The sequence below is a fragment of the Streptomyces chumphonensis genome (assembly GCF_014779715.1).
GTDB classification, from domain to species: domain Bacteria; phylum Actinomycetota; class Actinomycetes; order Streptomycetales; family Streptomycetaceae; genus Streptomyces; species Streptomyces chumphonensis.
Genome location: NZ_JACXYU010000006.1, coordinates 120,685 through 141,696, shown reverse-complemented (window position 1 = coordinate 141,696; position 21,012 = coordinate 120,685). Strand labels below are relative to the sequence as shown.

Annotated in this window: 19 protein-coding genes; 7 read left to right on the top strand and 12 right to left on the bottom strand. The window is 73.8% G+C overall.

What is annotated here, in order from left to right:
- Positions 1-16: 16 nt before the first annotated feature.
- The 3 genes from IF129_RS14145 to IF129_RS14135 form a co-directional block, all read right to left on the bottom strand.
- Positions 17-316 carry a DUF4193 domain-containing protein gene (locus IF129_RS14145; RefSeq protein ID WP_191209982.1) on the bottom strand — a complete coding sequence of 100 codons (300 nt, stop codon included), beginning with the start codon at positions 314-316 and terminating at the stop codon, positions 17-19.
- Positions 317-821: 505 nt separating this feature from the next.
- A complete protein-coding gene (locus tag IF129_RS14140; RefSeq protein ID WP_191209981.1) occupies positions 822-2,066 on the bottom strand; it encodes a sensor histidine kinase in 1,245 nt (414 codons plus the stop codon).
- A 6-nt stretch (positions 2,067-2,072) separates the two neighbouring features.
- On the bottom strand, positions 2,073-2,726 hold the full coding sequence (locus tag IF129_RS14135) for a response regulator transcription factor (RefSeq protein ID WP_191210113.1): 654 nt from the start codon (positions 2,724-2,726) through the stop codon (positions 2,073-2,075).
- 382 nt (positions 2,727-3,108) lie between these two features.
- On the opposite strand from IF129_RS14135, the gene IF129_RS26745 reads away from it, so the two are divergent.
- The gene (locus IF129_RS26745; RefSeq protein WP_263576230.1) at positions 3,109-3,231 is read left to right on the top strand and encodes a hypothetical protein; all 123 of its coding nucleotides are present in this window, start codon (positions 3,109-3,111) and stop codon (positions 3,229-3,231) included.
- Positions 3,232-3,302: 71 nt separating this feature from the next.
- Here IF129_RS26745 and IF129_RS14130 read toward each other — a convergent pair whose 3' ends face one another.
- The gene (locus IF129_RS14130; RefSeq protein WP_191209980.1) at positions 3,303-4,115 is read right to left on the bottom strand and encodes an inositol monophosphatase family protein; all 813 of its coding nucleotides are present in this window, start codon (positions 4,113-4,115) and stop codon (positions 3,303-3,305) included.
- Positions 4,116-4,187: 72 nt separating this feature from the next.
- Positions 4,188-5,312, bottom strand: coding sequence for a ferrochelatase (locus IF129_RS14125; RefSeq protein WP_191209979.1), 1,125 nt, complete (start codon positions 5,310-5,312; stop codon positions 4,188-4,190).
- Positions 5,313-5,414: 102 nt separating this feature from the next.
- Here IF129_RS14125 and IF129_RS14120 point away from each other — a divergent pair, with 102 nt between their 5' ends.
- Positions 5,415-6,665 (top strand): MFS transporter, encoded by a 1,251-nt coding sequence (locus IF129_RS14120; protein ID WP_191209978.1) that lies wholly within the window; start codon positions 5,415-5,417, stop codon positions 6,663-6,665.
- 45 nt (positions 6,666-6,710) lie between these two features.
- Here IF129_RS14120 and IF129_RS14115 read toward each other — a convergent pair whose 3' ends face one another.
- A complete protein-coding gene (locus tag IF129_RS14115) occupies positions 6,711-7,106 on the bottom strand; it encodes a VOC family protein (RefSeq protein WP_191209977.1) in 396 nt (131 codons plus the stop codon).
- A gap of 128 nt (positions 7,107-7,234) precedes the next feature.
- Between IF129_RS14115 and IF129_RS14110 the strand changes: the two genes are divergently transcribed.
- Together IF129_RS14110 and sepH are read left to right on the top strand one after the other, a co-directional pair.
- Positions 7,235-8,560 carry a D-arabinono-1,4-lactone oxidase gene (locus tag IF129_RS14110; RefSeq protein WP_191209976.1) on the top strand — a complete coding sequence of 442 codons (1,326 nt, stop codon included), beginning with the start codon at positions 7,235-7,237 and terminating at the stop codon, positions 8,558-8,560.
- A gap of 310 nt (positions 8,561-8,870) precedes the next feature.
- Positions 8,871-9,911, top strand: coding sequence for a septation protein SepH (gene sepH, locus IF129_RS14105; protein ID WP_191209975.1), 1,041 nt, complete (start codon positions 8,871-8,873; stop codon positions 9,909-9,911).
- A gap of 64 nt (positions 9,912-9,975) precedes the next feature.
- On the opposite strand, the gene IF129_RS14100 is transcribed toward sepH, so the two are convergent.
- On the bottom strand, positions 9,976-11,388 hold the full coding sequence (locus tag IF129_RS14100; RefSeq protein WP_191209974.1) for a glutamate decarboxylase: 1,413 nt from the start codon (positions 11,386-11,388) through the stop codon (positions 9,976-9,978).
- A 234-nt stretch (positions 11,389-11,622) separates the two neighbouring features.
- Here IF129_RS14100 and IF129_RS14095 point away from each other — a divergent pair, with 234 nt between their 5' ends.
- Entirely contained in the window at positions 11,623-13,587 is a 1,965-nt protein-coding gene (locus tag IF129_RS14095; protein ID WP_224754942.1) for an FAD/NAD(P)-binding protein, read from the top strand.
- Positions 13,584-14,981, top strand: a complete 1,398-nt coding sequence (gene pcaB, locus IF129_RS14090; protein WP_318153734.1) for a 3-carboxy-cis,cis-muconate cycloisomerase — start codon at positions 13,584-13,586, stop codon at positions 14,979-14,981. Before IF129_RS14095 ends, pcaB begins: the two co-directional genes overlap by 4 nt.
- A 39-nt stretch (positions 14,982-15,020) precedes the next feature.
- Here pcaB and pdxR read toward each other — a convergent pair whose 3' ends face one another.
- Together pdxR and IF129_RS14080 are read right to left on the bottom strand one after the other, a co-directional pair.
- A complete protein-coding gene (gene pdxR, locus IF129_RS14085; protein WP_318153733.1) occupies positions 15,021-16,511 on the bottom strand; it encodes a MocR-like pyridoxine biosynthesis transcription factor PdxR in 1,491 nt (496 codons plus the stop codon).
- Entirely contained in the window at positions 16,442-17,287 is an 846-nt protein-coding gene (locus IF129_RS14080) for a sulfurtransferase (RefSeq protein WP_191209973.1), read from the bottom strand. The genes pdxR and IF129_RS14080 overlap by 70 nt, the downstream gene beginning before the upstream one ends.
- 289 nt (positions 17,288-17,576) lie before the next feature.
- On the opposite strand from IF129_RS14080, the gene IF129_RS14075 reads away from it, so the two are divergent.
- Entirely contained in the window at positions 17,577-18,383 is an 807-nt protein-coding gene (locus tag IF129_RS14075) for a VOC family protein (protein WP_191209972.1), read from the top strand.
- 6 nt (positions 18,384-18,389) lie between these two features.
- On the opposite strand, the gene IF129_RS14070 is transcribed toward IF129_RS14075, so the two are convergent.
- The 3 genes from IF129_RS14070 to IF129_RS14060 form a co-directional block, all read right to left on the bottom strand.
- Positions 18,390-19,079, bottom strand: coding sequence for a thymidine kinase (locus IF129_RS14070; protein ID WP_191209971.1), 690 nt, complete (start codon positions 19,077-19,079; stop codon positions 18,390-18,392).
- Between the two features lie 83 nt (positions 19,080-19,162).
- A complete protein-coding gene (locus IF129_RS14065) occupies positions 19,163-20,371 on the bottom strand; it encodes an alkaline phosphatase family protein (protein ID WP_191209970.1) in 1,209 nt (402 codons plus the stop codon).
- Positions 20,371-20,955: a DUF5998 family protein gene (locus IF129_RS14060; protein WP_191209969.1), complete on the bottom strand. Its 585-nt coding sequence runs from the start codon at positions 20,953-20,955 to the stop codon at positions 20,371-20,373. Before IF129_RS14060 ends, IF129_RS14065 begins: the two co-directional genes overlap by 1 nt.
- Positions 20,956-21,012: the final 57 nt, after the last annotated feature.

Below are 21,012 nucleotides of genomic sequence, written 5' to 3'. Positions count from 1 at the left end.
GAACGCGGAGCTCCCGTCAGGCCGCGCAGTCGCGGCAGATGGGGTGGCCGTTCTTCTCCGCCGCCAGCTGCGAGCGGTGGTGGACGAGGAAGCAGCTCATGCAGGTGAACTCGTCCTGCTGCTTGGGCATGACCCGGACGGCCAGCTCCTCGTTGGAGAGGTCCGCTCCGGGCAGTTCCAGCCCTTCGGCCTGCTCGAACTCGTCGACGTCGACGTTCGACGCCGACTTGTCGTTCCGCCGGGCCTTCAGTTCCTCGATGCTGTCCTCGTTGAGGTCGTCATCGGTCTTGCGTGGAGTGTCGTAGTCCGTAGCCATGTCGTTCTCCCCCTCTGGGTTCTGTGACGTCTCAGCGCACGTAACGCGTGAGGGGCCGGTCTTGTGCCCGACCCGAGGCGGAGATTTTGCCTCACATCAAGGTCTGTTACTCGATCGACACCCGACCGGGCCCCTGAAGAGGTGACCAGGCCGGACGCCGGAGAAGGGTACTGCGGCGGAGGCGTGCTCCGTCACGCAGGCCGTTTCCGGTATTTCCCGCAGCCTGGAGCTGCGGAAACCTCTGATTTATCGTGTTTTCCGCCGAGTCGTCGAAGACGCAGCGTACCGAACCAAATCTGCCCCTGTGTGTTCGGTCACAAAGGGCTCCGCGACCGGACGCAACGCCACGAAGAGGTCGATACTCGCGGTATTGCGCTCACAGCGAACACCCCGCGGGCGGGTGGCGCAACCGGGCGGCTGCGTTCCGGACCGCCGCACGTTCACGCCACATCCTTCCCGTGGTCCCCACGGTCCACTGCTGCCGCCTCCGTCACGGACCTCCTCATCAGACGGGCAGCACCACGCGCATCAGGAGACCGCCGTCCTCACGGGGCGTGGCCGTGATCGTGCCGCCGTGGGCGCGGGCGACGGACCGCACGATCGACAGCCCGAGCCCCACGCCCTTGTCGCTGCCGGTCCGCTCGGTCCGCAGCCGCCGGAACGGTTCGAACAGGTTGTCCACCTCGTAGGCGGGGATCTGCGGGCCGGGGTTCTCCACGGTCAGCACCGCCTGGCCCGCCACGGCCTCCGTGTCCACCGCCACCCAGCCGTCCTCGGGAAGGTTGTAGCGGACGGCGTTCTGCAGCAGGTTCAGCGCGATGCGCTCCAGCAGCACCCCGTTGCCCTGGAGATAGACCGGCTGCCGCACCCCGCGGATCTCCACGCCCTTCGCGACCGCTTCGGACCGGACCTGCTCCACGGCCTGTCCCGCGACCTCGGCGAGGTCCACGGGCTTGCGGTCGACGATCTCGTTCTCGCTGCGGGCCAGCAGCAGCAGCCCTTCCACCAGCTGCTCACTGCGCTCGTTCGTCGCCAGCAGGGTCTTCCCGAGCTGCTGCACCTCCACCGAGGCGGCCGGGTCCGAGAGCTGCACCTCCAGCAGCGTGCGGTTGATCGCCAACGGCGTGCGCAGCTCGTGGGAGGCGTTCGCGACGAACCGCCGCTGGGCGGTGAAGGCGCGGTCCAGCCGGTCGAGCATGTCGTCGAAGGTGTCGGCCAGCTCCTTGAGCTCGTCGTCCGGCCCGTCCAGCTCGATCCGCCGGTGGAGGTCGGACCCGGCGACCCGGCGCGCGGTACGCATGATCCGGCCGAGCGGCGCCAGCACGCGTCCGGCCATGACGTACCCGAGCCCGAAGGCGACGACGGCCAGGCCCAGCAGCGCCAGCAGGGAGCTCTGCAGCAGGGAGTCCAGGGCGGCTTCCCGCTGCCTCGCCAGGCAGGCGTCGACCTCGGCGTTCAGATCGTTCAGCCCCGTGATGTCACAGGCGGTGGAGGTGACGTCCACCTTGCCGCTGAGAATGCGGATCGGCATCGCCGCGCCGTCCTGGAGGGCCTGGGCGGCGAGCAGGTAGATGATCGCCAGCAGCGTCATCCCGGCGATGAGGAACATCCCGCCGTACAGCAGCGTGAGCCGTATGCGGATCGTGGGCCGCAGCCAGGGGTAGGACGGCGGCGGGACCGGCGGGTCCCAGGTCGGCCGGGGCGGCGTGGCGGGCGGGGGGCCGGCGGGGGAAGGAGCGGAGTTCGGCATGGCGGCTCAGATGCGGTAGCCGGCGCCGGGCACGGTGACGATGACGGGCGGCTCCCCCAGCTTGCGGCGCAGCGTCATGACCGTGACCCGGACGACGTTGGTGAACGGGTCGGTGTTCTCGTCCCAGGCCTTCTCCAGCAGCTGCTCGGCCGAGACGACGGCGCCCTCGCTGCGCATCAGCACCTCCAGCACCGCGAACTCCTTGGGCGCGAGCTGGATCTGCCGGCCGTCCCGGAAGACCTCGCGGCGGTTGGGATCGAGCCGGATGCCGGCCCGCTCCAGGACGGGCGGCAACGCGACCGTCGTCCGGCGCCCGAGGGCCCGCACGCGGGCGGTCAGCTCGCTGAAGGCGAAGGGCTTCGGCAGGTAGTCGTCGGCGCCGATCTCCAGCCCCTCCACGCGGTCGTCCACGTCGCCGGAGGCGGTGAGCATCAGGACGCGCGTCGGCAGGCCGAGCTCGACCAGCCTGCGGCACACGTCGTCCCCGTGGACGAGGGGCAGGTCCCGGTCCAGGACGACGACGTCGTAGTCGTTGAGGTCGATCCGGTCGAGCGCGGCGGCGCCATCGTAGACGACGTCCACCGCCATGGCCTCCCGTCGCAGCCCGGTGGCCACGGCATCGGCCAGCAGTTGCTCGTCCTCGACGACGAGTACGCGCACGGCGTCCTCTCCTTCGGTCAGGTGGTGGCGCGCCGTCCGGCGGGACGGTGCGGTCTCCATCGTGCCCCGAACGCTGTTAAACCGGCCGTAAGGGGGCGCGATCCCGGCTGCCGGGGGAATTTTGCGGGACTTGAGGTTTCCCTGAGGATCGGCCCGGGGAGGAACGATGCACACCCTCGATCACGCCCAGTAGGCGGCACGCCACTGCGGAGGCCCGTACCGGCGCAGCCCGGACGGTTCCCGGCTACCGCTCGCCCCAGGGACCACGCCGTGATCACCTCACCCCCGGCACCCTGTGTGCCGCCGACCCACGACGAGGGGGCGCACCATGGACGCGTTCACCGCAGGGCTCCTGCAGCGCATAAGGAGTACGGAACACGACTTGAACCGCGCTCGCGAGGCCGGCGACGACTTCCTGGCGGAGGTCGAGCAGTCCGAGCTGGAGGACCTGCACCGGCTCGCCAGCGAGTACGGCGTCGAGGTCTCGGCCCTGACCAGCCGCTGACCCACCGGCCGCACCCGGCGTGACGACGGCGGCCCCGCCCCGAGGACGGGCGGGGTCGCCGACGTCCGTGTTCAGCCGCGTGCGGCGCCCAGCTCCGCGAGCAGTGGCCGGAGGACGCCGAAGACCTCGGGGGAGGCCGCGACCAGGAGCTCCCGACCGGGCGGCGCGCCGGGCGGTCCGCCGGTCAGCGCACCGGCCTCGCGGGCGATCAGGTCGCCCGCCGCGTAGTCCCACGGGTGCGTGCCGCGCTCGTAGTAGCCGTCCAGCCGCCCGCTCGCCACGTCGCACAGGTCCAGCGCCGCCGAGCCGGAGCGTCGGATGTCGCGGACCCGCGGCAGGAGCGCCCGGACGACCTCGCCCTGCGCGCCACGTGTCGCCTGCACGTAGTTGAAGCCCGTCGCCACCAGCGCCTGGTCGAGCGTGGTGCCCGGCCGGCAGCGCACCGGCACGCCGTCACGCCGGGCACCCTGGCCGAGGACCGCGTGGTGGGTCTCCCGCCGGGCCGGTGCGTGGACGACGCCGACCACCGTCTCGCCGTCCAGTTCGGCGGCGACGGAGACGGCCCAGTCCGCTCGCCCGTACAGGTAGTTCACCGTGCCGTCGATGGGGTCGATGATCCAGCGGACGCCGCTGCGGCCGGTGACGCTCGCGCCCTCCTCCCCCAGCAGGCCGTCGTCCGGGCGCCGCTCGCCCAGGAAGCCGGTGATCAGCTTCTCGGCCTTCAGGTCCATCTCCGTGACGACGTCGATGGGGCTCGACTTCGTCGCGGCGACGCCCAGGTCGGCAGGACGGCCGTCCCGCAGGAGGTCGCCCGCGCGGCGGGCGGCCTCCAGGGCGACGTCCAGCAGTTCGGCGTACGGCGCCGGACCGGTCGGCTCGGTCATGTCTCTCCCTCGTCGGATGGCGTCGGGCGCGCGGTCCACGCCGCGCGGCGCGCTGAGCCGCCGCGCGGCGGCTCAGCGGTAAGGGCTGCCGGTACCGGCGGCGGCGGGGCGGGGGGCGCGCGCCGGACAGCAGCCGGCTGGGCACACGTCGTGGGAGGGCCCCAACGCGCCGAGGGCACACCGCTGCGGCACCTCCCCGCGTTCGGTGGCGGCCCGCTCCAGCACCAGCTCCCGTAGCCCGGCCACGAACCGGGGGTCGGTGCCCACCGTCGCCGACCGGACGACCGGCAGGCCGAGCTCCCGGGCCTTGGCCAACGCCTCGGTGTCTAGGTCGTACAGGACCTCCATGTGGTCGGAGACGAAGCCGATCGGGACCATGACGACGGCCGGGGCGCCGTCGGCGTGCACGGCCTCCAGGTGGTCGCAGATGTCGGGCTCCAGCCACGGGATGTGCGGCGCGCCGCTGCGCGACTGGTAGACGAGCTCCCAGGGGCGGTCGGTCCCCGTGCTCTCCCGGACCGCGTCGGCGATCAGCCGTGCCACGTCCAGGTGCTCGGCCACGTAGGCGCCGCCGTCCCCGTGCCCCTCGGCGGGGCCGGAGGTGTCCGCCGAGGCGGTCGGGATGGAGTGGGTGGTGAAGGCCAGCCGGGCCCCGTCCCGCACCGCCTCGGGCAGCTGGGCGAGCGCGGTGAGCACCCCCTCGGTCATGGGCTCCACGAACCCCGGGTGGTTGAAGTAGTGCCGCAGTTTGTCGACGCGGGGCAGCGGCAGCCCCTCGGCCTCCACGGTGGCGAGGGCGTCGGCCAGGTTCTCCCGGTACTGGCGGCAGCCGGAGTACGAGGCGTACGCGCTGGTGACCAGGGTGAGGATGCGGCGGCGGCCGTCCTGGACCATCTCCCGGAGCGTGTCGGTGAGGTAGGGGCCCCAGTTGCGGTTGCCCCAGTAGACGGGCAGGTCGACGCCGTGGTCGGCGAAGTCGTCGCGGAGCGCGGCCAGCAGCTCGCGGTTCTGGGCGTTGATCGGTGAGACGCCGTCGAAGAGGAAGTAGTGCTGGCCGACCTCTTCGAGCCGTTCTCTCGGGATCCCCCGGCCCCGGGTCACGTTCTCCAGGAAGGGCACCACGTCCTTCGGCCCCTCGGGGCCGCCGAAGGAGAGGAGCAGCAGGGCGTCATACGGGTGCGGACGTTCGTCGGGCATGGTCCCGATCCTGCCATCCGGGACGGCGCGAACGGTTCAGGCCCCGCAGCCGTAAGCTGTCTGGGTCAGAACGTCCCTTACTCCCTGTCAGGCGGGATGGCCGTGCCGAGTCCCTACCGCGTGATCTTCACGGCGCCCGGCGCCCGCGGCTTCTCCGCCGCGGGCCTGCTGGGCCGGATGCCCGTCGCCATGCTCGGCATCGGCATCGTCACGATGGTCGCGCAGCTGACGGGCGCCTACGGGCTGGCGGGAGCGCTGGCCGCGACGGTCGCCCTGTCGGCGGCCGCCATCGGCCCGCAGGTGTCCCGGACCGTGGACCGCTACGGACAGCGCCGGGTGCTGCGCCCGGCCGCAGTGGTCACGGCCCTGGCGGTGGCGGGCGTGACGGCGGGGACGGTGTGGGAGTGGCCGGTGTGGACCCTCTTCGTCTGCGCGGCGTTCGCCGGCTGCGTGCCGAGCCTCGGCTCGATGGTGCGGTCGCGCTGGGTGGCGATCTACCGCGACCGTCCGCGCGAGCTGCACGCCGCGTACGCGTGGGAGTCCATCGTCGACGAGCTGTGCTTCATCTTCGGGCCGATCCTGTCGATCGGGCTCTCCACCACCTGGTTCCCGCAGGCCGGCCCCCTGGCCGCCGCCTGCTTCCTCCTGGTGGGTGTCCTCTGGCTGACGTCCCAGCGCGCCACGGAGCCGCCGGTGATCCCGCACGAGGAGGGGCAGCGGCGCGGTTCGGCGCTGCGCACCCCCGGAATCACCGTCGTCCTCGGCACGCTGCTGGCCGTCGGTGTGATCTTCGGGGCCATCGACGTGGTGACCGTCGCGTTCGCCGAGGAGCACGGACACCCGGCGGCGGCCAGCCTGCTGCTGGCCGCCTACGCCGCCGGTTCGTGTCTGGCCGGGGCCGTCTTCGGCCTGCTGCGGCCGGCCGGACCGGCGAGCCGACGCTGGTTGACCGGGGTGTGCGCGGTGACCGCCGGGATGGTGCCGCTGCCGTTCGTGACCGGCCTGCCCCTCCTCGCCGTCCTCCTGTTCGTGGCGGGACTGGCGATCGCCCCGACCCTGGTGACGTCGGTCTCCCTCGTCCAGCACATGGTGCCGCGCTCCCGGCTGACGGAGGGCATGACCTGGGTCAGCAGCAGCATCGCCGTGGGCGTGGCGCTCGGCGCGGCGGTGGCGGGGCGGACGGTGGACGCCCTCGGCGCGGAGCGCGCGTACACCGTCCCGGCCCTGGCCGGAGTCCTGGCCGCCGTGGTCGCGCTGCTCGGCCACCGGCGCCTGTCCCCCACACCGCCGGGGCCGCCCCTGACCGGGCAGGCTCCCGGTGGACGGGCCGCCACCGTCGACGCGGAGGTCTGACGGTCGGCCCTCGACGGGGTGGAGCGACCCCGCCGGGGCCCGCCGTCAGAGCGCGGTCCGGCCCTCCCGGGCCACGAGCGCGAAGGGGTGGCCGCCGGGGTCGGAGTAGAGCCGGGTGTCGTGCGCGCCGCCGTTGTCCTTCGTGTCCAGGGGACGTCCGCCGAGGCTGATGATCTCGCGCTCCGCCTCGTCCATGTCCTCCTGTGCCACCAGCAGGTGCAGGTGGGACTGCTGCGACTCCTCGGGGCGGGGCCAGGTCGGCGGGGCGAACCCGTGGTCGCGCTGGATGGTCAGCGCGGTGCCGTCCGGGCCGACGATCTCGATGAAGTCGGGATGGCGCCCCAGGCGTGCCTCGCCGCCCAGCAGTTTGGCGTAGAACTCGGCCAGCACCTCCGGATCCGTACTGTCCAGCACGAGCACGCAGGTCTTCGCGACGGCCATGAACGTCCCCTCTCCCCGTCGTCCGGGCCCCTGTTGGCCCCGGCTGCCGCCCGTCTACCCGGAAAAGCCGTTCGCACGCCGAGCGTGAGTATGATCGCCCCACCGCCGCGGCAGGAGGGACGACGACCATGAGCACGTTGTACAGCAGGGCCGGCAGGGCGGGATCGTGGCAGAACTGGGCGGGGTGCGCCTCCGCCCACCCCCGGCGCACCGTGGCACCCTCCACCACCCACGCGCTCGCCGCCGCCGTCCGGCGGGCCGCCGAGGACGGTCTGCCGGTGAAGGCCGTCGGGTCGGGCCACTCGTTCACCGCCGTCGCCGTGACGAGTGGCCTGCTCGTCCGGCCCGAGCGGCTCAGCGGGGTGCGGACCATAGACCGGGCCGCCGGAACCGTGACGGTCGCGGCCGGCACCCGGCTCAGGCAGCTCAACGAGGTGCTGGCCGGCGAGGGGCTCTCGCTGGCCAACATGGGCGACATCATGGAGCAGACCGTCTCGGGTGCCGTGAGCACGGGGACGCACGGCACCGGCCGCGTGTCGGCCTCCCTGGCCGCGCAGGTGGTCGCGCTGGAGATGGTGCTCGCCGACGGTTCGGTGCTGCGGTGCTCCCCCACGGAGAACGCCGACGTCTTCGCCGCCGCGCGGATCGGGCTCGGGGCGCTCGGCGTCATCACGGAGTTGACGTTCCGTGTGGAGCCGCTCTTCCTGCTGCACGCCCGCGAGGAACCGATGTCCTTCGAAAGGGTGACGGCCGAGTTCGACCGGCTGACCGCCGAGAACGAGCACTTCGAGTTCTACTGGTTCCCGCACACCGACAACTGCAACACCAAGCGCAACAACCGTTCGGCGGGTCCGGCGCGCCCCCTGCCGCACGTGCGCGGCTGGGTGGACGACGAGCTGCTGTCCAACGGCGTCTTCGGGGCGGCGTGCGCGTTCGGCAAGGCCGTCCCGGCGGCGGTGCCGTTCATCGCCCGGACGGCCAGCCGGGCGCTGTCGGCCCGCCGCTACACCGACGTCGCGTACAAGGTCTTCACGAGCCCCCGCAGGGTGCGCTTCCTGGAGATGGAGTACGCGCTGCCGCGCGCCGCCGCGATGCCGGCGCTGCGCGAACTGCGCGCCCTGATCGAACGGTCGGACCTGCGCGTCAACTTCCCCGTCGAAGTGCGGACCGCGCCCGCCGACGACATCGCCCTCTCCACGGCCGAGGGCCGCGACTCGGCCTACCTCGCCCTGCACGTCTACCGCGGGACGCCGCACTCGGCCTACTTCAGCGCCGCCGAACGCATCATGACGGCGCACGGAGGACGGCCGCACTGGGGGAAGCTGCACAGTCGGGACGCGGCGTACCTGGCGGACGTCTACCCGCGCTTCGCCGAATTCACCTCCGTGCGCGATCGGCTGGACCCGGACCGGGTCTTCGGCAACGACTACCTGCGGCGCGTCCTCGGCGACTGACGCACCGGCACCGCCCCCATCTCGGGACCAACCGGCCCCATACGGTCAACTCCCCTGCATCGCCAGAACATAGGCGGCGCGCCGGTCCTTCCGGCGTGGCCCTAATGGAGTAGTGTCGAAGCCCTGGCCTCGGCCCTGTCCGGTCGATGTGGCGGAGAGTGAGCGAATCGGTCACTCTGGGTGTCCAATCGGTCACCGTGCCACAGCGACGGATCGGATTGCGGGCCCGACACGCCGGGCAAGTCGGCAAAAGGTTGTGGCAGCCTGCACCCCGGGCCGTCACACTCGTCTAGCGGGAGCAGCGACGCACGTGACGTCGGCAGGCACCACCCGGGAGGTCCCCATGCCCGAACTGCGTGTCGTGGCCGTCAGCAACGACGGCACACGGCTGGTGCTCAAGGCTGCCGACAACACGGAGTACACCCTCGCCATCGACGAGCGGCTGCGCGCCGCCGTCCGCAACGACCGGGCCCGGCTGGGGCAGATCGAGATCGAGGTCGAGAACCACCTCCGTCCCCGGGACATCCAGGCGCGGATACGAGCCGGTGCGACGGCCGAGGAAGTGGCCCAGCTCGCCGGCATCCCCGTCGAGCGGGTGCGCCGGTTCGAGGGCCCGGTGCTGGCCGAGCGCGCGTTCATGGCGGAGCGGGCCCGCAAGACCCCGGTGCGCCGTCCCGGGGAGAACACCGGTCCGCAGCTCGGCGACACCGTGGCCGAGCGGCTCCTCGTCCGCGGCGCGGACAAGGACACCGTCCGCTGGGACTCCTGGCGGCGGGACGACGGCACGTGGGAGGTCCTGCTCGTCTACCGTGTCGCCGGCGAGCTGCACTCGGCGAGCTGGAGCTACGACCCGCCCCGGCGTCTGGTGCAGTGCATGGACGACGAGGCGCGGACGCTCGTGGGCGAGAGCAGCGAGCCGCCCGAGCCGAGCTTCCCGTTCGTGCCCCGCATCGCGCGCCTGCCCAGGGAGCGCGGCGAGGACGGCGGGCAGGCCCGGCCCGATCCGGTCGCCCGCCCCGAGCGGGAGGAGCGGGACTCCCTGACCAGCCTGCTGGAGGCGGTACCGAGCTTCCGGGGCGACATGGTCGTGCCCGAACAGCCTCCCGTGGACGACGACGGGATCGAGGCGCCGGCGGCGGAGCTGGCCGAGCAGGCGGAGCCGACCGCCGCGAGCGCGGGCGCCGCCTACGCGGACGTGCTGATGCCCCGTTCGGTGGCCAGCCACCGGGACCGTCTCACCGGCACGACCGACCGTCAGGCGGAGGCGGACGGCGTCCGGCCGGGCCGCCGGGCCGCCGTACCGAGCTGGGACGAGATCGTCTTCGGCACGCGCCGCAAGAAGCAGGAGTGACCGCGGGGTGCGGGCGGCCCGGCGCCGCGCGCACCCCCCTCGTCGCCTCGTCGCCCGCCCGGCGCTACGCGTGGTGGAACGTCGTCTCGGTCTTCCGGTCGTCGACCATCGGACGCGGCTGCCGCCGCAGTTCCGGCACGAGGCGCCGGAGGTCGTCGACCAGCCGGGCCGCGAGGTCGGCGGAGAAGCCGCCCCGGCACACCACCCGGCAGACCGCCAGGTCCTGCCGGTCGGGGGGAAGCGTGTACGCGGGCACCAGCCAGCCGAACTCGCGCAGGCGCCGGGAGACGTCGAACACGTCGTAGGCCCGGACGTGCGGCGCGGTGGTGAACGTCAGCACGGGTAGCTCGTCGCCCCGGGTGAGCAGCCGGAAGTCACCGATCGAGGCGATGTTCCCGGCCAGTTCCCGGGCCACGTCCCGGGCGGCCTGCTGGACCTGCCGGAAGCCCTCGCGGCCGAGCCGCAGGAAGGTGTAGTACTGGGCGGCGACCTGCGCGCCGGGCCGGGAGAAGTTGAGGGCGAAGGTCGGCATGTCGCCGCCGAGGTAGTTGACCCGGAAGACCAGCTCTTCGGGCAGCGCCTCCTCGTCGCGCCACAGTGCCCAGCCGACGCCGGGGTAGACGAGTCCGTACTTGTGCCCGGAGGTGTTGATCGACGCGACGCGGGGCAGCCGGAAGTCCCAGGTCAGGTCCGGGTCGAGGAAGGGGGCGACCATGGCCCCCGACGCTCCGTCGACGTGCACGGGCACGTCGAGCCCGGTGCGTTCCCGCAGGGCGTCGAGGGCGGCGCAGAGCTCCGCGATCGGCTCGTAGGACCCGTCGAAGGTGGAGCCGAGGATGCCGACGACCCCGATGGTGTTCTCGTCGCACAGGGCGACGGCCGCGGCCGGGTCGATGTGGAAGCGCTCGCCTTCCAGGGGCACCTTGCGCGGCTCCACCTCCCAGTAGGTGCAGAACTTCTCCCAGCACACCTGCACGTTGCCGCCCATCACGAGATTGGGCCGGGCCTCGCGCGAGGGGTAGCGGTCGGCGTTGGAGCGGGCCCACCGCCGCTTCAGGGCCATCCCGCACAGCATGCACGCCTCGCTGGAGCCCGTCGTCGAGCAGCCCACGGCCACGCGCGGGTCCGGTGCGTGCCAGAGGTCGGCGAGCATCGCCACGCACCGCCGTTCCAGCTCGGCGGTGCGCGGGTACTCGTCCTTGTCGACGATGTTCTTGTCCCTGCACTCCCCCATCAGCGTGTCGGCCTGCGGCTCCATCCACGTCGTGACGAACGTGGCCAGGTTCAGGCGCGCGTTGCCGTCCAGCATGAGCTCGTCGTGGACGAGGCGGTAGGCCGTCTCGGGGTCGAGAGGCGCTTCGGGGAGACGATGCTCGGGCGTGGCCAGGGTGAGCCCCGCGGCGACGGTGTGGAGGGGGTCGACCGCCAGGGTGCGCTCGGCTTCCTGCCGCGAACGGCCGTGGGACAGAGGTGACATGGCGCCCCCGTTCTCGCGTCGACGCCCGGAGTGACCGGAAGCGGTGGCCGGGACCGGCTCCGCCCCCACCATGGTGCGCCAGATCCCCGTGGCGCGCTCGGCCACCGCCGGCCCCGCCCACCTCACCGCGCTGAAGTGGTCCATGTGAGCCGCCGCGAAGTGGACCATTCAGCGGCGTTCGGCGGACCTAGCGTGAGCGACGGCCCCACCTCCCCCACTCGTGAGGAGCACGTCTTGGCTGCCATCAGACCTCTGTCGGTCGCTCTCGTCGGTGTCGGTCCGCGCGGTCTCGCCGTGCTGGAACGCCTGTGTGCCAACGCCCGTCGGCGCCCGCCGGCCGAGGGCGTCCACCTGCACCTCATCGACCCGTGGCCCGCCGGCGCGGGGGCCGTGTGGCGCACCGACCAGTCCCGCGAGCTGCTCATGAACACCGTGGCCTCGCAGATCACCGCCTTCACGGACCCCACCGTGACGATGGAGGGCCCCGTCGAGCCGGGCCCGAGCCTGTACGCGTGGGTGGAGGAGCTGCGCCTCGCGACGCCCGGGAGCGGACGGGAGGCGCACGACGAGCGGACGCTGGCGGAAGCCCGGTCACTCGGCCCCGACGACTACCCCACGCGGGCGTTCTTCGGCGCCTACCTGCGGGCGATGTTCACACGCATCCGCGACGCCGCTCCCGACCACGTGGAGATCACCGCGCACCGGTGCCGGGCCGTGGAGCTGACCGGCGGGGACGAGGAGACACCGGAGCAGACCCTGCGGCTGGAGAACGGGCTGCTGATCGAGGGACTGGACGCGGTCGTGCTGTCCCAGGGACACGTGGCGGCCGAACCCGGTCCGGCGGAACGGCTGCTGGGGCAGCGCGCGGAACGCCTCGGGCTGCACTATCTTCCGCCGGTGAACCCGGCCGACGTCGACCTCGACGCCGTCGGACCGCACGAGACCGTGCTGCTGCGCGGGCTCGGGCTGAACTTCTTCGACTACATGGCCCTGCTCACCAGTGGGCGCGGGGGCACCTTCACGCGGCGTGACGGCGAGCTGTGCTACGAACCCTCCGGGCTGGAGCCGCTGATGTACGCCGCTTCACGGCGGGGCATCCCGTACCACGCGAGGGGCGAGAACGAGAAGGGACCGCACGGGAGGTACATCCCCCGGCTGCTGACGGCCGACCGCATCGCGCGGCTGCGTCGCCGTGCGCGGGACGGCGAGCGCCTCTACTTCGGCACGGACGTGTGGCCGCTTGTCGCGCGGGAGGTCGAGAGTGTCTACTACGCGGCGCTCTTGGCGCGTCGGGACCGGGCGGCGGACCGGGAGGCGTTCACCGAGCGGTACCTGGCGGCCGCGTGCGAGACGGACCGGACCGCCGTGCTGGACGCCTTCGGGTTACCGGAGGAGGACCGCTGGGACTGGGACACCCTCGCCCGCCCCTACACCGGCCGCGACTTCGCCGACCGGGACGCGTTCCACACCTGGCTGATCGCCCACCTGCAACGGGACGTCCGGCAGGCGCGCGGCGGAAACGTCAGCGATCCGGTCAAGGCCGCCCTCGACGTGCTGCGTGACCTGCGCAACGAGGTCCGGCTCGCCGTGGACCACGGCGGGCTGGACGGGAACTCCCACCGTGACGAACTGGACGGCTGGTACACGCCGCTCAACGCGTTCGCGTCCATCGGCCCGCCCGCCTTCCGCATCGAGCAGATGATCGCACTGATACGGGCCGGTCTTCTCCACGTCACCGGACCCGGTACGGAGATCCAGGTCGACTCGGACGATCCGGCCTTCGTGCTGGTCTCCCAGCGCATCCCGGCGCCGCCCGTGCGAGCCCGCATCCTGATCGAGGCCCGGCTGCCCGAGCCCGATCTGCGACGCACGGCCGACCCGCTGATGCGCCGGCTGCGGGAGGATGGCCGGGCCGTACCGTTCCGGATCGACGGTGCCTGCGGCGTCCGGTACGAGACGGGCGGCATGACGGTGACGCCCCGCCCGAGCCGCCTCGTCGACGCACAGGGCCGCCCCCATCCCCGTCGCTTCGCGCACGGTGTGCCGACCGAGTCCGTGCACTGGGTGACGGCCGCGGCGGCGCGTCCCGGTGTCGACTCCGTGAGCCTGGGAGACGCCGACGCCATCGCCCGGGCCGTGCTCGACCAGGGCGTGGCGAGCCACCGGCCCGCGTCCCGACGCTTGGAGGTGGGATCGTGACGACGTTCGACGACCGGGCCGCCGACTCCGCTCTGCTCTCCCCGGTGCGCGCGGGCACCCCGGTCGAGGCCGCGGTCGGCGACACGGCCTGGCTGCAGGGCATGCTCGACGCCGAGGCGGCCCTGGCCCGGGCGCAGGCCGCCCTCGGGGCCGTACCCGCGGCCCACGCCGAGACCATCACGGCGGCGGCGCGTGCCGAGCGGTTCGACGTCCGGGCCCTGGCCCTGGCCTCCCGGGAGACCGCCAACCCGGTGGTCGCCCTGGTGCGGGCGCTGACCCGGGCCGTGGCGGAGGACGACCCGGCGGCGGCCGAGTACGTGCACCGGGGTTCGACCAGCCAGGACGTCTTCGACACCGGTGCCATGCTCGTCGCGGGGCGGGCCCTCGGACTGGTCCTGGACGACCTGGGGCGTGCGGCCGAGGCGCTCGCCCGCCTCGCGCACGACCACCGGGACACGGTGATGGCGGGCCGCACCCTGGCGCTCCAGGCGGTTCCGACCACCTTCGGCCTGAAGGCGGCCGGCTGGCGACAGCTGCTCCTCGACGCGCACGAGCGCGTCGCCCGGGTCCGTGCGGGCGGTCTCCCCGTCTCCCTCGGCGGGGCCGCCGGGACCCTGGCGGGGTACGTGGAGTACGCCCGGGTGGACGGGGTCGGCGCGGCGGCGTCCGGGGAGTACGCCGACCGCCTGCTGGACGCCTTCGCCGCCGAGACGGGGCTGGCCCGGCCGGCCCTGCCCTGGCACGCGCTGCGGACCCCGATCGCCGATCTCGCGTCCGCCTTGGCCTTCACCGCCGGAGCCCTCGGCAAACTGGCCCTGGACGTCCAGAACCTGTCACGCACCGAGATCGCGGAGGTGGCGGAGCCGACCGGGGAGGGTCGGGGCGCCTCGTCCGCCATGCCGCACAAGCGGAACCCGGTGCTGGCCACGCTGATCCGCTCGGCGGCACTGCAGGTGCCCGCGCTGTCCACGGGCCTGACCCAGTGCCTGATGGCCGAGGACGAACGCTCGGGCGGTGCCTGGCACGCGGAGTGGCTGCTGCTCCGCGAGTGCCTGCGACTGACCGGAGGAGCCGCGCACACGGTGGTGGAGCTGGTCGAGGGGCTGAGCGTGCACCCCGACCGGATGGCGGCCAACCTGGACCTCACCGGCGGTCACCTCGTCTCCGAGCGCGTGACCGCGCACCTGGCGCCGCTCCTCGGCCGGAACGCGGCGAAGGCGCTGCTGACCGAGGCGTCGGCGCGGGCCGCCCGCACCGGCGTGCCGCTGGCCCGGGTCCTCAGCACGTATCCCGAGGTCGTCGACGCGCTGGGCGGCGAGCGGGTCGCGGCGCTGTGCGATCCCCCGGGGTACGTCGGCGCGGCCGGAGTCCTGGTCGACCGGGCCGTGTCGTAGCCGGACCGGCCGACCGGTCGCCTCCGGTGCCGCGGCCGGTCAGCCGGGCCGACCGAAGCACCGGGCCAGGACCCGGCTCAGTGCCTCCAGCGCCCCGGTGAACGCGTGCCGGGGCGGTGTGCCGTACCCGATGACCAGTCCCGGGGCGTGCGGGCCCGGCGTGCCCCAGTAGTCGCCGAGCCCGACGACCAGGACGGACTCCCGGCGGGCGGCCCGGATCACCTCCTCCTCGGCGGGGCCGTCCGGGGACCAGCGGATGAGCGCGTGCAGACCGGCGCTCTCCCCGGCCAGCCACGCCGTCGGGGCGTGCTCGGCCAGCGCCCTGCCGAGTTGGTCCCGCCGTCTGCGGTAGTGGTCCCGGCACTGCCGGACGTGCCGGTCGTAGGCCCCCGAGAGCAGCAGGTCCGCCAGGACCATCTGGGTCAGGGCGGCGGTGTGCCGGTCCGCGACGCGTTTGGCGGTCGTGATCCGCTCGACCCAGTCGGGCGGGACCACGAGCCAGGACAGCCGGATGCCGGGAGCGAGGGTCTTGCTCGTGGTCCCGGCGTAGACGACCCGGTCCGGGGCCATGGGCTGCAACGTGCCGACCCGCTGCCGTCCGTACTGGAACTCGCTGTCGTAGTCGTCCTCCACGATCACCGCGTCCGTGTCCCTGGCCCAGTCGACGAGGGCCCTGCGGCGTTCGGCGGACAGGTTGACGCCCGACGGGTACTGGTGGATCGGGGTGACGACGGCGGCTCCGCCGCGCAGATCGGCCGGGAGCAGCCCGTTCCCGTCCACGTCGACGGGGTGGACGCGGAGTCCGGCGAGCTCGATGACGTCCCGGAAGAGCGGATAGCACGGGTTCTCGACGGACACTCCGGCCACCCCGTGCTCCGCCAGCACGGTGGCGATGAGCCCGAGTGCCTGGGTGAAGCCGTGGCAGACCACGATCCGATCGGGATGCGCGCTGACGCCCCTGCTCCGGGCCAGGTAGTCGGCCAGGGCCCGGCGCAGCTCGATGCGGCCCCGGGGGTCGCCGTAGCCCAGCGCCTCGGCCGGGACCGTCTTGAGCACGTGCTGCGTCGACCTGGTCCAGGCGCCGCGTGGGAACAGCGTCACGTCCGGCATACCCGGCCGGAAGGTGTACCGCAACGGGGTCCGGGACTCGGGCGGTGCGGCCGGCCCCCGCACGTGCCGGGGCGTCGGGCGCGCGGGACCGACGACGCGGGTTCCCGAGCCCTGCACCGTCTCCAGGTGGCCTTCGGCGATGAGCAGGTGGTAGGCGGCGACGACGGTCCCCCGGGCGATGCCGAACTCGACCGCGACGCTGCGGGAGGAGGGGAGCCGGGCGCCGGGCGGCAGCCGGCCGGTCTCGATCGCCCGCCGCAGGGCCGCCGCGAGCTGCTCCCTGCGCCCGCGACGCTGCCGCAGGTCGAGATCCAGGTGCAGGTCGAGCGTGTGGGCCCGCGGGAGGGTGCTCAGGACGCCTCCGTGGGACCGGCCCCGGTGGCCACCGGCCGGGCCGGGTCGGCGCACCACTGCGACCACGACCCGACGTACAGGGCGGCGCTGACGCCCGCCTCCTGAAGGGCCAGGACCTGCTGCGCGGCCGAGACCCCGGACCCGCAGTAGACCCCGACCTCGGCGTCGCGGTGCGCGCCGAGGGCGGCGAACCGCTCACGGAGCTCGGCCGCGGGACGCAGCCTGCCGTCGGGCGCGACGTTGTGCGTCGTCGGCGCCGAGAGCGCGCCGGGGATGTGCCCGGCCACGGGGTCGATGGGCTCGACCTCGCCCCGGTAGCGCTCGGCGGCGCGGGCGTCGAGCAGCACCCCGCGCCGGGCCAGTGCGGCGGCCCCGTCGGCGTCGAGGAGCGGCATCCCACCGGGCTCGGGGAGGAAGTCACCCGGCTTCACCTCGGGCGGCTCGGTGGTCACCGGGCCGTCCCAGGCCGCGAAGCCGCCGTCGAGGACGCGCACGTCGCCGTGGCCGGTGTAGCGCAGCAGCCACCAGGCGCGGGCGGCGGCCCATCCCTGCCCGCCGTCGTAGACGACCACGGGCCGGGCCGCGGTGACCCCCGCCCGCCGCATCGCGGCCCCGAACACGTCGAGGTCCGGCAGCGGGTGACGTCCGCCGGGGCCGGGCGGCGCGGCGAGTTCCGTCTCCAGGTCCACGTAGACGGCGCCCGGCAGGTGGCCGGCCTCGTACACCGAACGGCCCGTGGGGCCGCCCATCTCGTAACGGACGTCGAGCAGCACCGGTCCGGCGGCCGGGTCGGCCGGGGCCGGGTCGCCCGCGAGCGCGGACGCGGAGATCAGGGCAGTCATGGGCGCATTGTCGCGCACACCGGCGGGAATTCACCCCACGGACCGGGACACGGGCCCCGGAGAGTGCGAGCATGACTACACACCGCACGCAGCGCCCTCGCCGGGCCGCAACGGCTCCGGCCCGGGCGATCACGGTGGCGCACCGGATTGACGCCCGCCCCCGGCGGGCACCCGCGACGTTTGGCCCCGTGTCCGCCCGCGTGCCCTCGTCCGAGGGGGCACCGCACGGCACGGCCCGACCGCCACGACGAGACACCACGACGACGATGGTTCCGAGGAGACGACGCAGATGACCGAGGGCACGACTCGGTTCACCCCGGGCACACCCTGCTGGGCGAGCCTGATGGTGCACGACCTGGCCGCCAGCGAGAAGTTCTACCGCGACCTGTTCGGCTGGGAGTTCGAGGAGGGGCCGGCACAGCTCGGCCCCTACACCCGCGCGCACCTCGACGGCCGGCGGGTCGCCGGGCTGGGCGAGATGCGCGACGGCAGCGCCGTACCGGTGGCCTGGCTGCCGTATCTGGCGGCCGACGACGCCGACGCCGTCTGCGACCTCGTGCGCGACTGCGGCGGCACCGTGGGCGTGGGGCCGCTGGACTCCGGGGAGGCCGGCCGGATGGCGATCGCGGCGGACCCGGGCGGCGCCACCTTCGGGATCTGGCAGGCCGGCGCCGATGTCGGCGTCCCGGCCGACGGCGCGATCGGCACACCGGTGTGGAACGAACTGGTCACCGCCGACGGCTTCGCGGTGAGCCCCTTCTACTCCCGGGTCTTCGGCTACACGACCGAGCCCGCCGCGGCCACCGACACCGACTACCTGACGCTCCGGCTGGACGGGCGCGCCGTCGGGGGCGTCCGCGGGGTGGGGCGGTCGCTTCCCCGTGACCGGGGCTCGCACTGGACGACGTACTTCGCCGTGGCGGACGCCGACGAGGCCGCCCGGCAGGTCACCGAACTGGGCGGCCACCTCGTCCGGGAGCCGCGCGAGTCGCCCTACGGCCGGATCGCACACGTCACCGACCCGGAGGGCGCGCACTTCGCCGTGATCCGCATGACCGACCCGCAGGACGCCGTGACCCGCCGCGAGCGCGGCTGACCGGCCTCAGCGGCGGGGCGCGGGCAGCGCCGCCCCGTCGACGGGGAGCACGTCGGGCGAGAGGGCGCCCGCCCGGGCCGCCGCCGCGGTGAGCCGGCGCCGGTGGTGGCGGCGGCACAGGACCTCGTAGCCGACGTCGCGGGGCTGCCCGCCGTCCTCGGCACCGCCCGCGACGTCGCCCACGACGACCTGCGCACCCTCCACCACCATGCGCCCGGCCACGGTGCGGGCGTTGTGGGTGGCCCGGGCACCGCACCAGCACAGGCCCTCGACCTGGAGCACCTCCACCCGGTCGGCGAGCTCGACGAGCCGCTGGGAGCCGGGGAAGAGGCGGGTGCGGAAGTCGGTGGTGATGCCGAACGCGAACACGTCGATGCCCAGGTCGTCCACCACCCGCGCGAGCTGGTCGATCTGGCCGGGCGTCAGGAACTGCGCCTCGTCGGCGATGACGTAGTCCGCCCGCCCGCCCGCGGTGAGGTGGCGGACGAGGCAGGCATGGAAGTCGAACTCCTCGTCGGCCTCCACGGCGTCGGTGACCAGCCCCAGCCGGGAGGAGAGCCGGCCGGCGCCCGCCCGGTCGTTGCGGGTGAAGATCATGCCCTGGAGCCCCCGGGCGGCCCGGTTGTGCTGGATCTGCAGGGCGAGTGTGCTCTTGCCGCAGTCCATCGTGCCGCTGAAGAAGACGAGTTCGGGCATGGCAGGTGCGGCCCCCCTTCGCTGTGGTCGCCGGGTCGTCGGGTTTCGGACGTGTCGTGCGGGTCGGCGCGGGGCGCCGGACGTCAGGTACGGACCTCCAGCAACGGCACGAGCTGCTCGGCCGGGGTCACCGAACCGTGCATGCCGATCAGCGCCGACTCGTTGGGCTCCGTCCGGGTGGCGACGACGGCCGCGGTGCCGTTCATCGCGACGACGACGTCCCCGATGCGCCGGTGGACCCGCTCGTCCACGCCCCGCCCGGGCGGGCCGAACCAGCCCAGCTCGATCGCCTCGTCCCGGGTGGCGACCCAGGCCTCGTCGGCCAGGACCTCCCGCCAGACGGTGTGCACGTCGGCGGCGGCGCCGGGCACGGCGTACAGGTGACGGGCCCGGCCCTCTCCGCCGAGGAGGGCCACCCCGGCGCTCAGCTCCCAGTCCTCGTCGAAGTCGAAGCGCGAGGGCGAGCCGGGCGGGACGTCGACCATGCCGTGGTCGGCGGTGACGTAGAGCACGCTGCGCGGCGGGAGCTGCTCGGCCAGGCGCTGCGCGAGCCGGTCGACGTAGGCCAGCTGTTCGCGCCAGGCGTCGGAGTCGACGCCGTGGCGGTGACCGTTGCCGTCGAGGTCGGCGTAGTAGGTGTAGACGAGGGAGCGGTCGGCGGCGGCCAGCCGCCGGGCGGCGAGGTCCATGCGGTCCTCACCGGAGAGCCGGCCGAGGAACGTCCCACCGGACAGGGCGATCTTGGTGAGCGGCGTGTGCTCGAAGTGCGGCGCGGAGACCTGGCTGGTCTCGACGCCCGCCGCGTGGGCCAGCTGGAAGACCGTGGGGTAGGGCTGCCAGACGTGCGGGTCCGTCCACGGCTGCCAGCGCAGCTGGTTCATCAGCGAACCCGCGTCGGGATCGAGCACGGCGTAGCCGGGAAGTCCGTGTGCGCCGGGAACCTGGCCGGTGCCCACGGAGGCCAGGGAAGTGGCCGTCGTCGAGGGGAAACCGGAGGTGATGGGCTCCCCCGTGCCGTTCGTCGAGCCGGGCAGCAGCGAGGTCAGGAAGGGCGCCTGGGCCGGGTGGGACCGCAGCGCGTCCCAGCCGAGGCCGTCGACGAGGAAGACGCAGACGCGGTCGGCCGGCTCCAGCGCGAGCCCGGACCGCAGTCCGGGCACGCCGAGGCCCGCCGCGGCGGCGGGCAGGACGTCGGCGAGCGACGCCGTGCCGTAGCGGGGCACGGGCGCGGTGCGCGGGTCGAGCGGTACGGGTTCGGCCCAGGCCGGGTCCGCGGGGGTCGCCTGGATCATCAGCGGGCAGCCACCGTGGCCTCGGACAGGCTCTGCGCGAAGTCGAGCGCCTGCCGGACGGTGTCGGGCCCGTCGCCCGCCTCGCTCACCCGCAGGGACAGGTCGTCCGCCGTGGTGGAGCCGGTGTAGCCGTGGTCGGCCTCGCAGTTGGGGTCGCCGCAGGCGGCGGGCTCCAGGTCGATCCGGTTGACGGCGCCCCAGCCGATGGTGAGGACGACCTCGCGCGGCAGCGTGCCCGGCCGGTACGCCTCCGGGTTGGCCACCACCCGGCTCAGCACGACCGAGGAGATCCGCTCCAGCCGCACCGACTCGGTGGAGGTCGTGGCGTACGGCACGGGCGAACCGCTGTCGGCGGCCTGCTCGTCGGTGTGGCTGACGATGAACCGGGTGCCGGTCAGGACGAGCACGGTCACATGGCGCCGCACCTCGTTGGCGTCGAACGTCGTCTCCTGGTGCACGACGAAGGAGGTGACCGGCTCGCCGCCGACCGCGGCCTCCACTGCCTCGGCCACGAGGGCCGGGTAGTAGCCGCTGCGTTCGATCGCCGTCCGCAGCCCCTGCGTCGTCGTTCCGGTCTTCGCCATGCGGCCCATCCTAAGGCCCGTCCGGCGGGGGCCCTCCGTTCGAGGCGGACCGCCGGG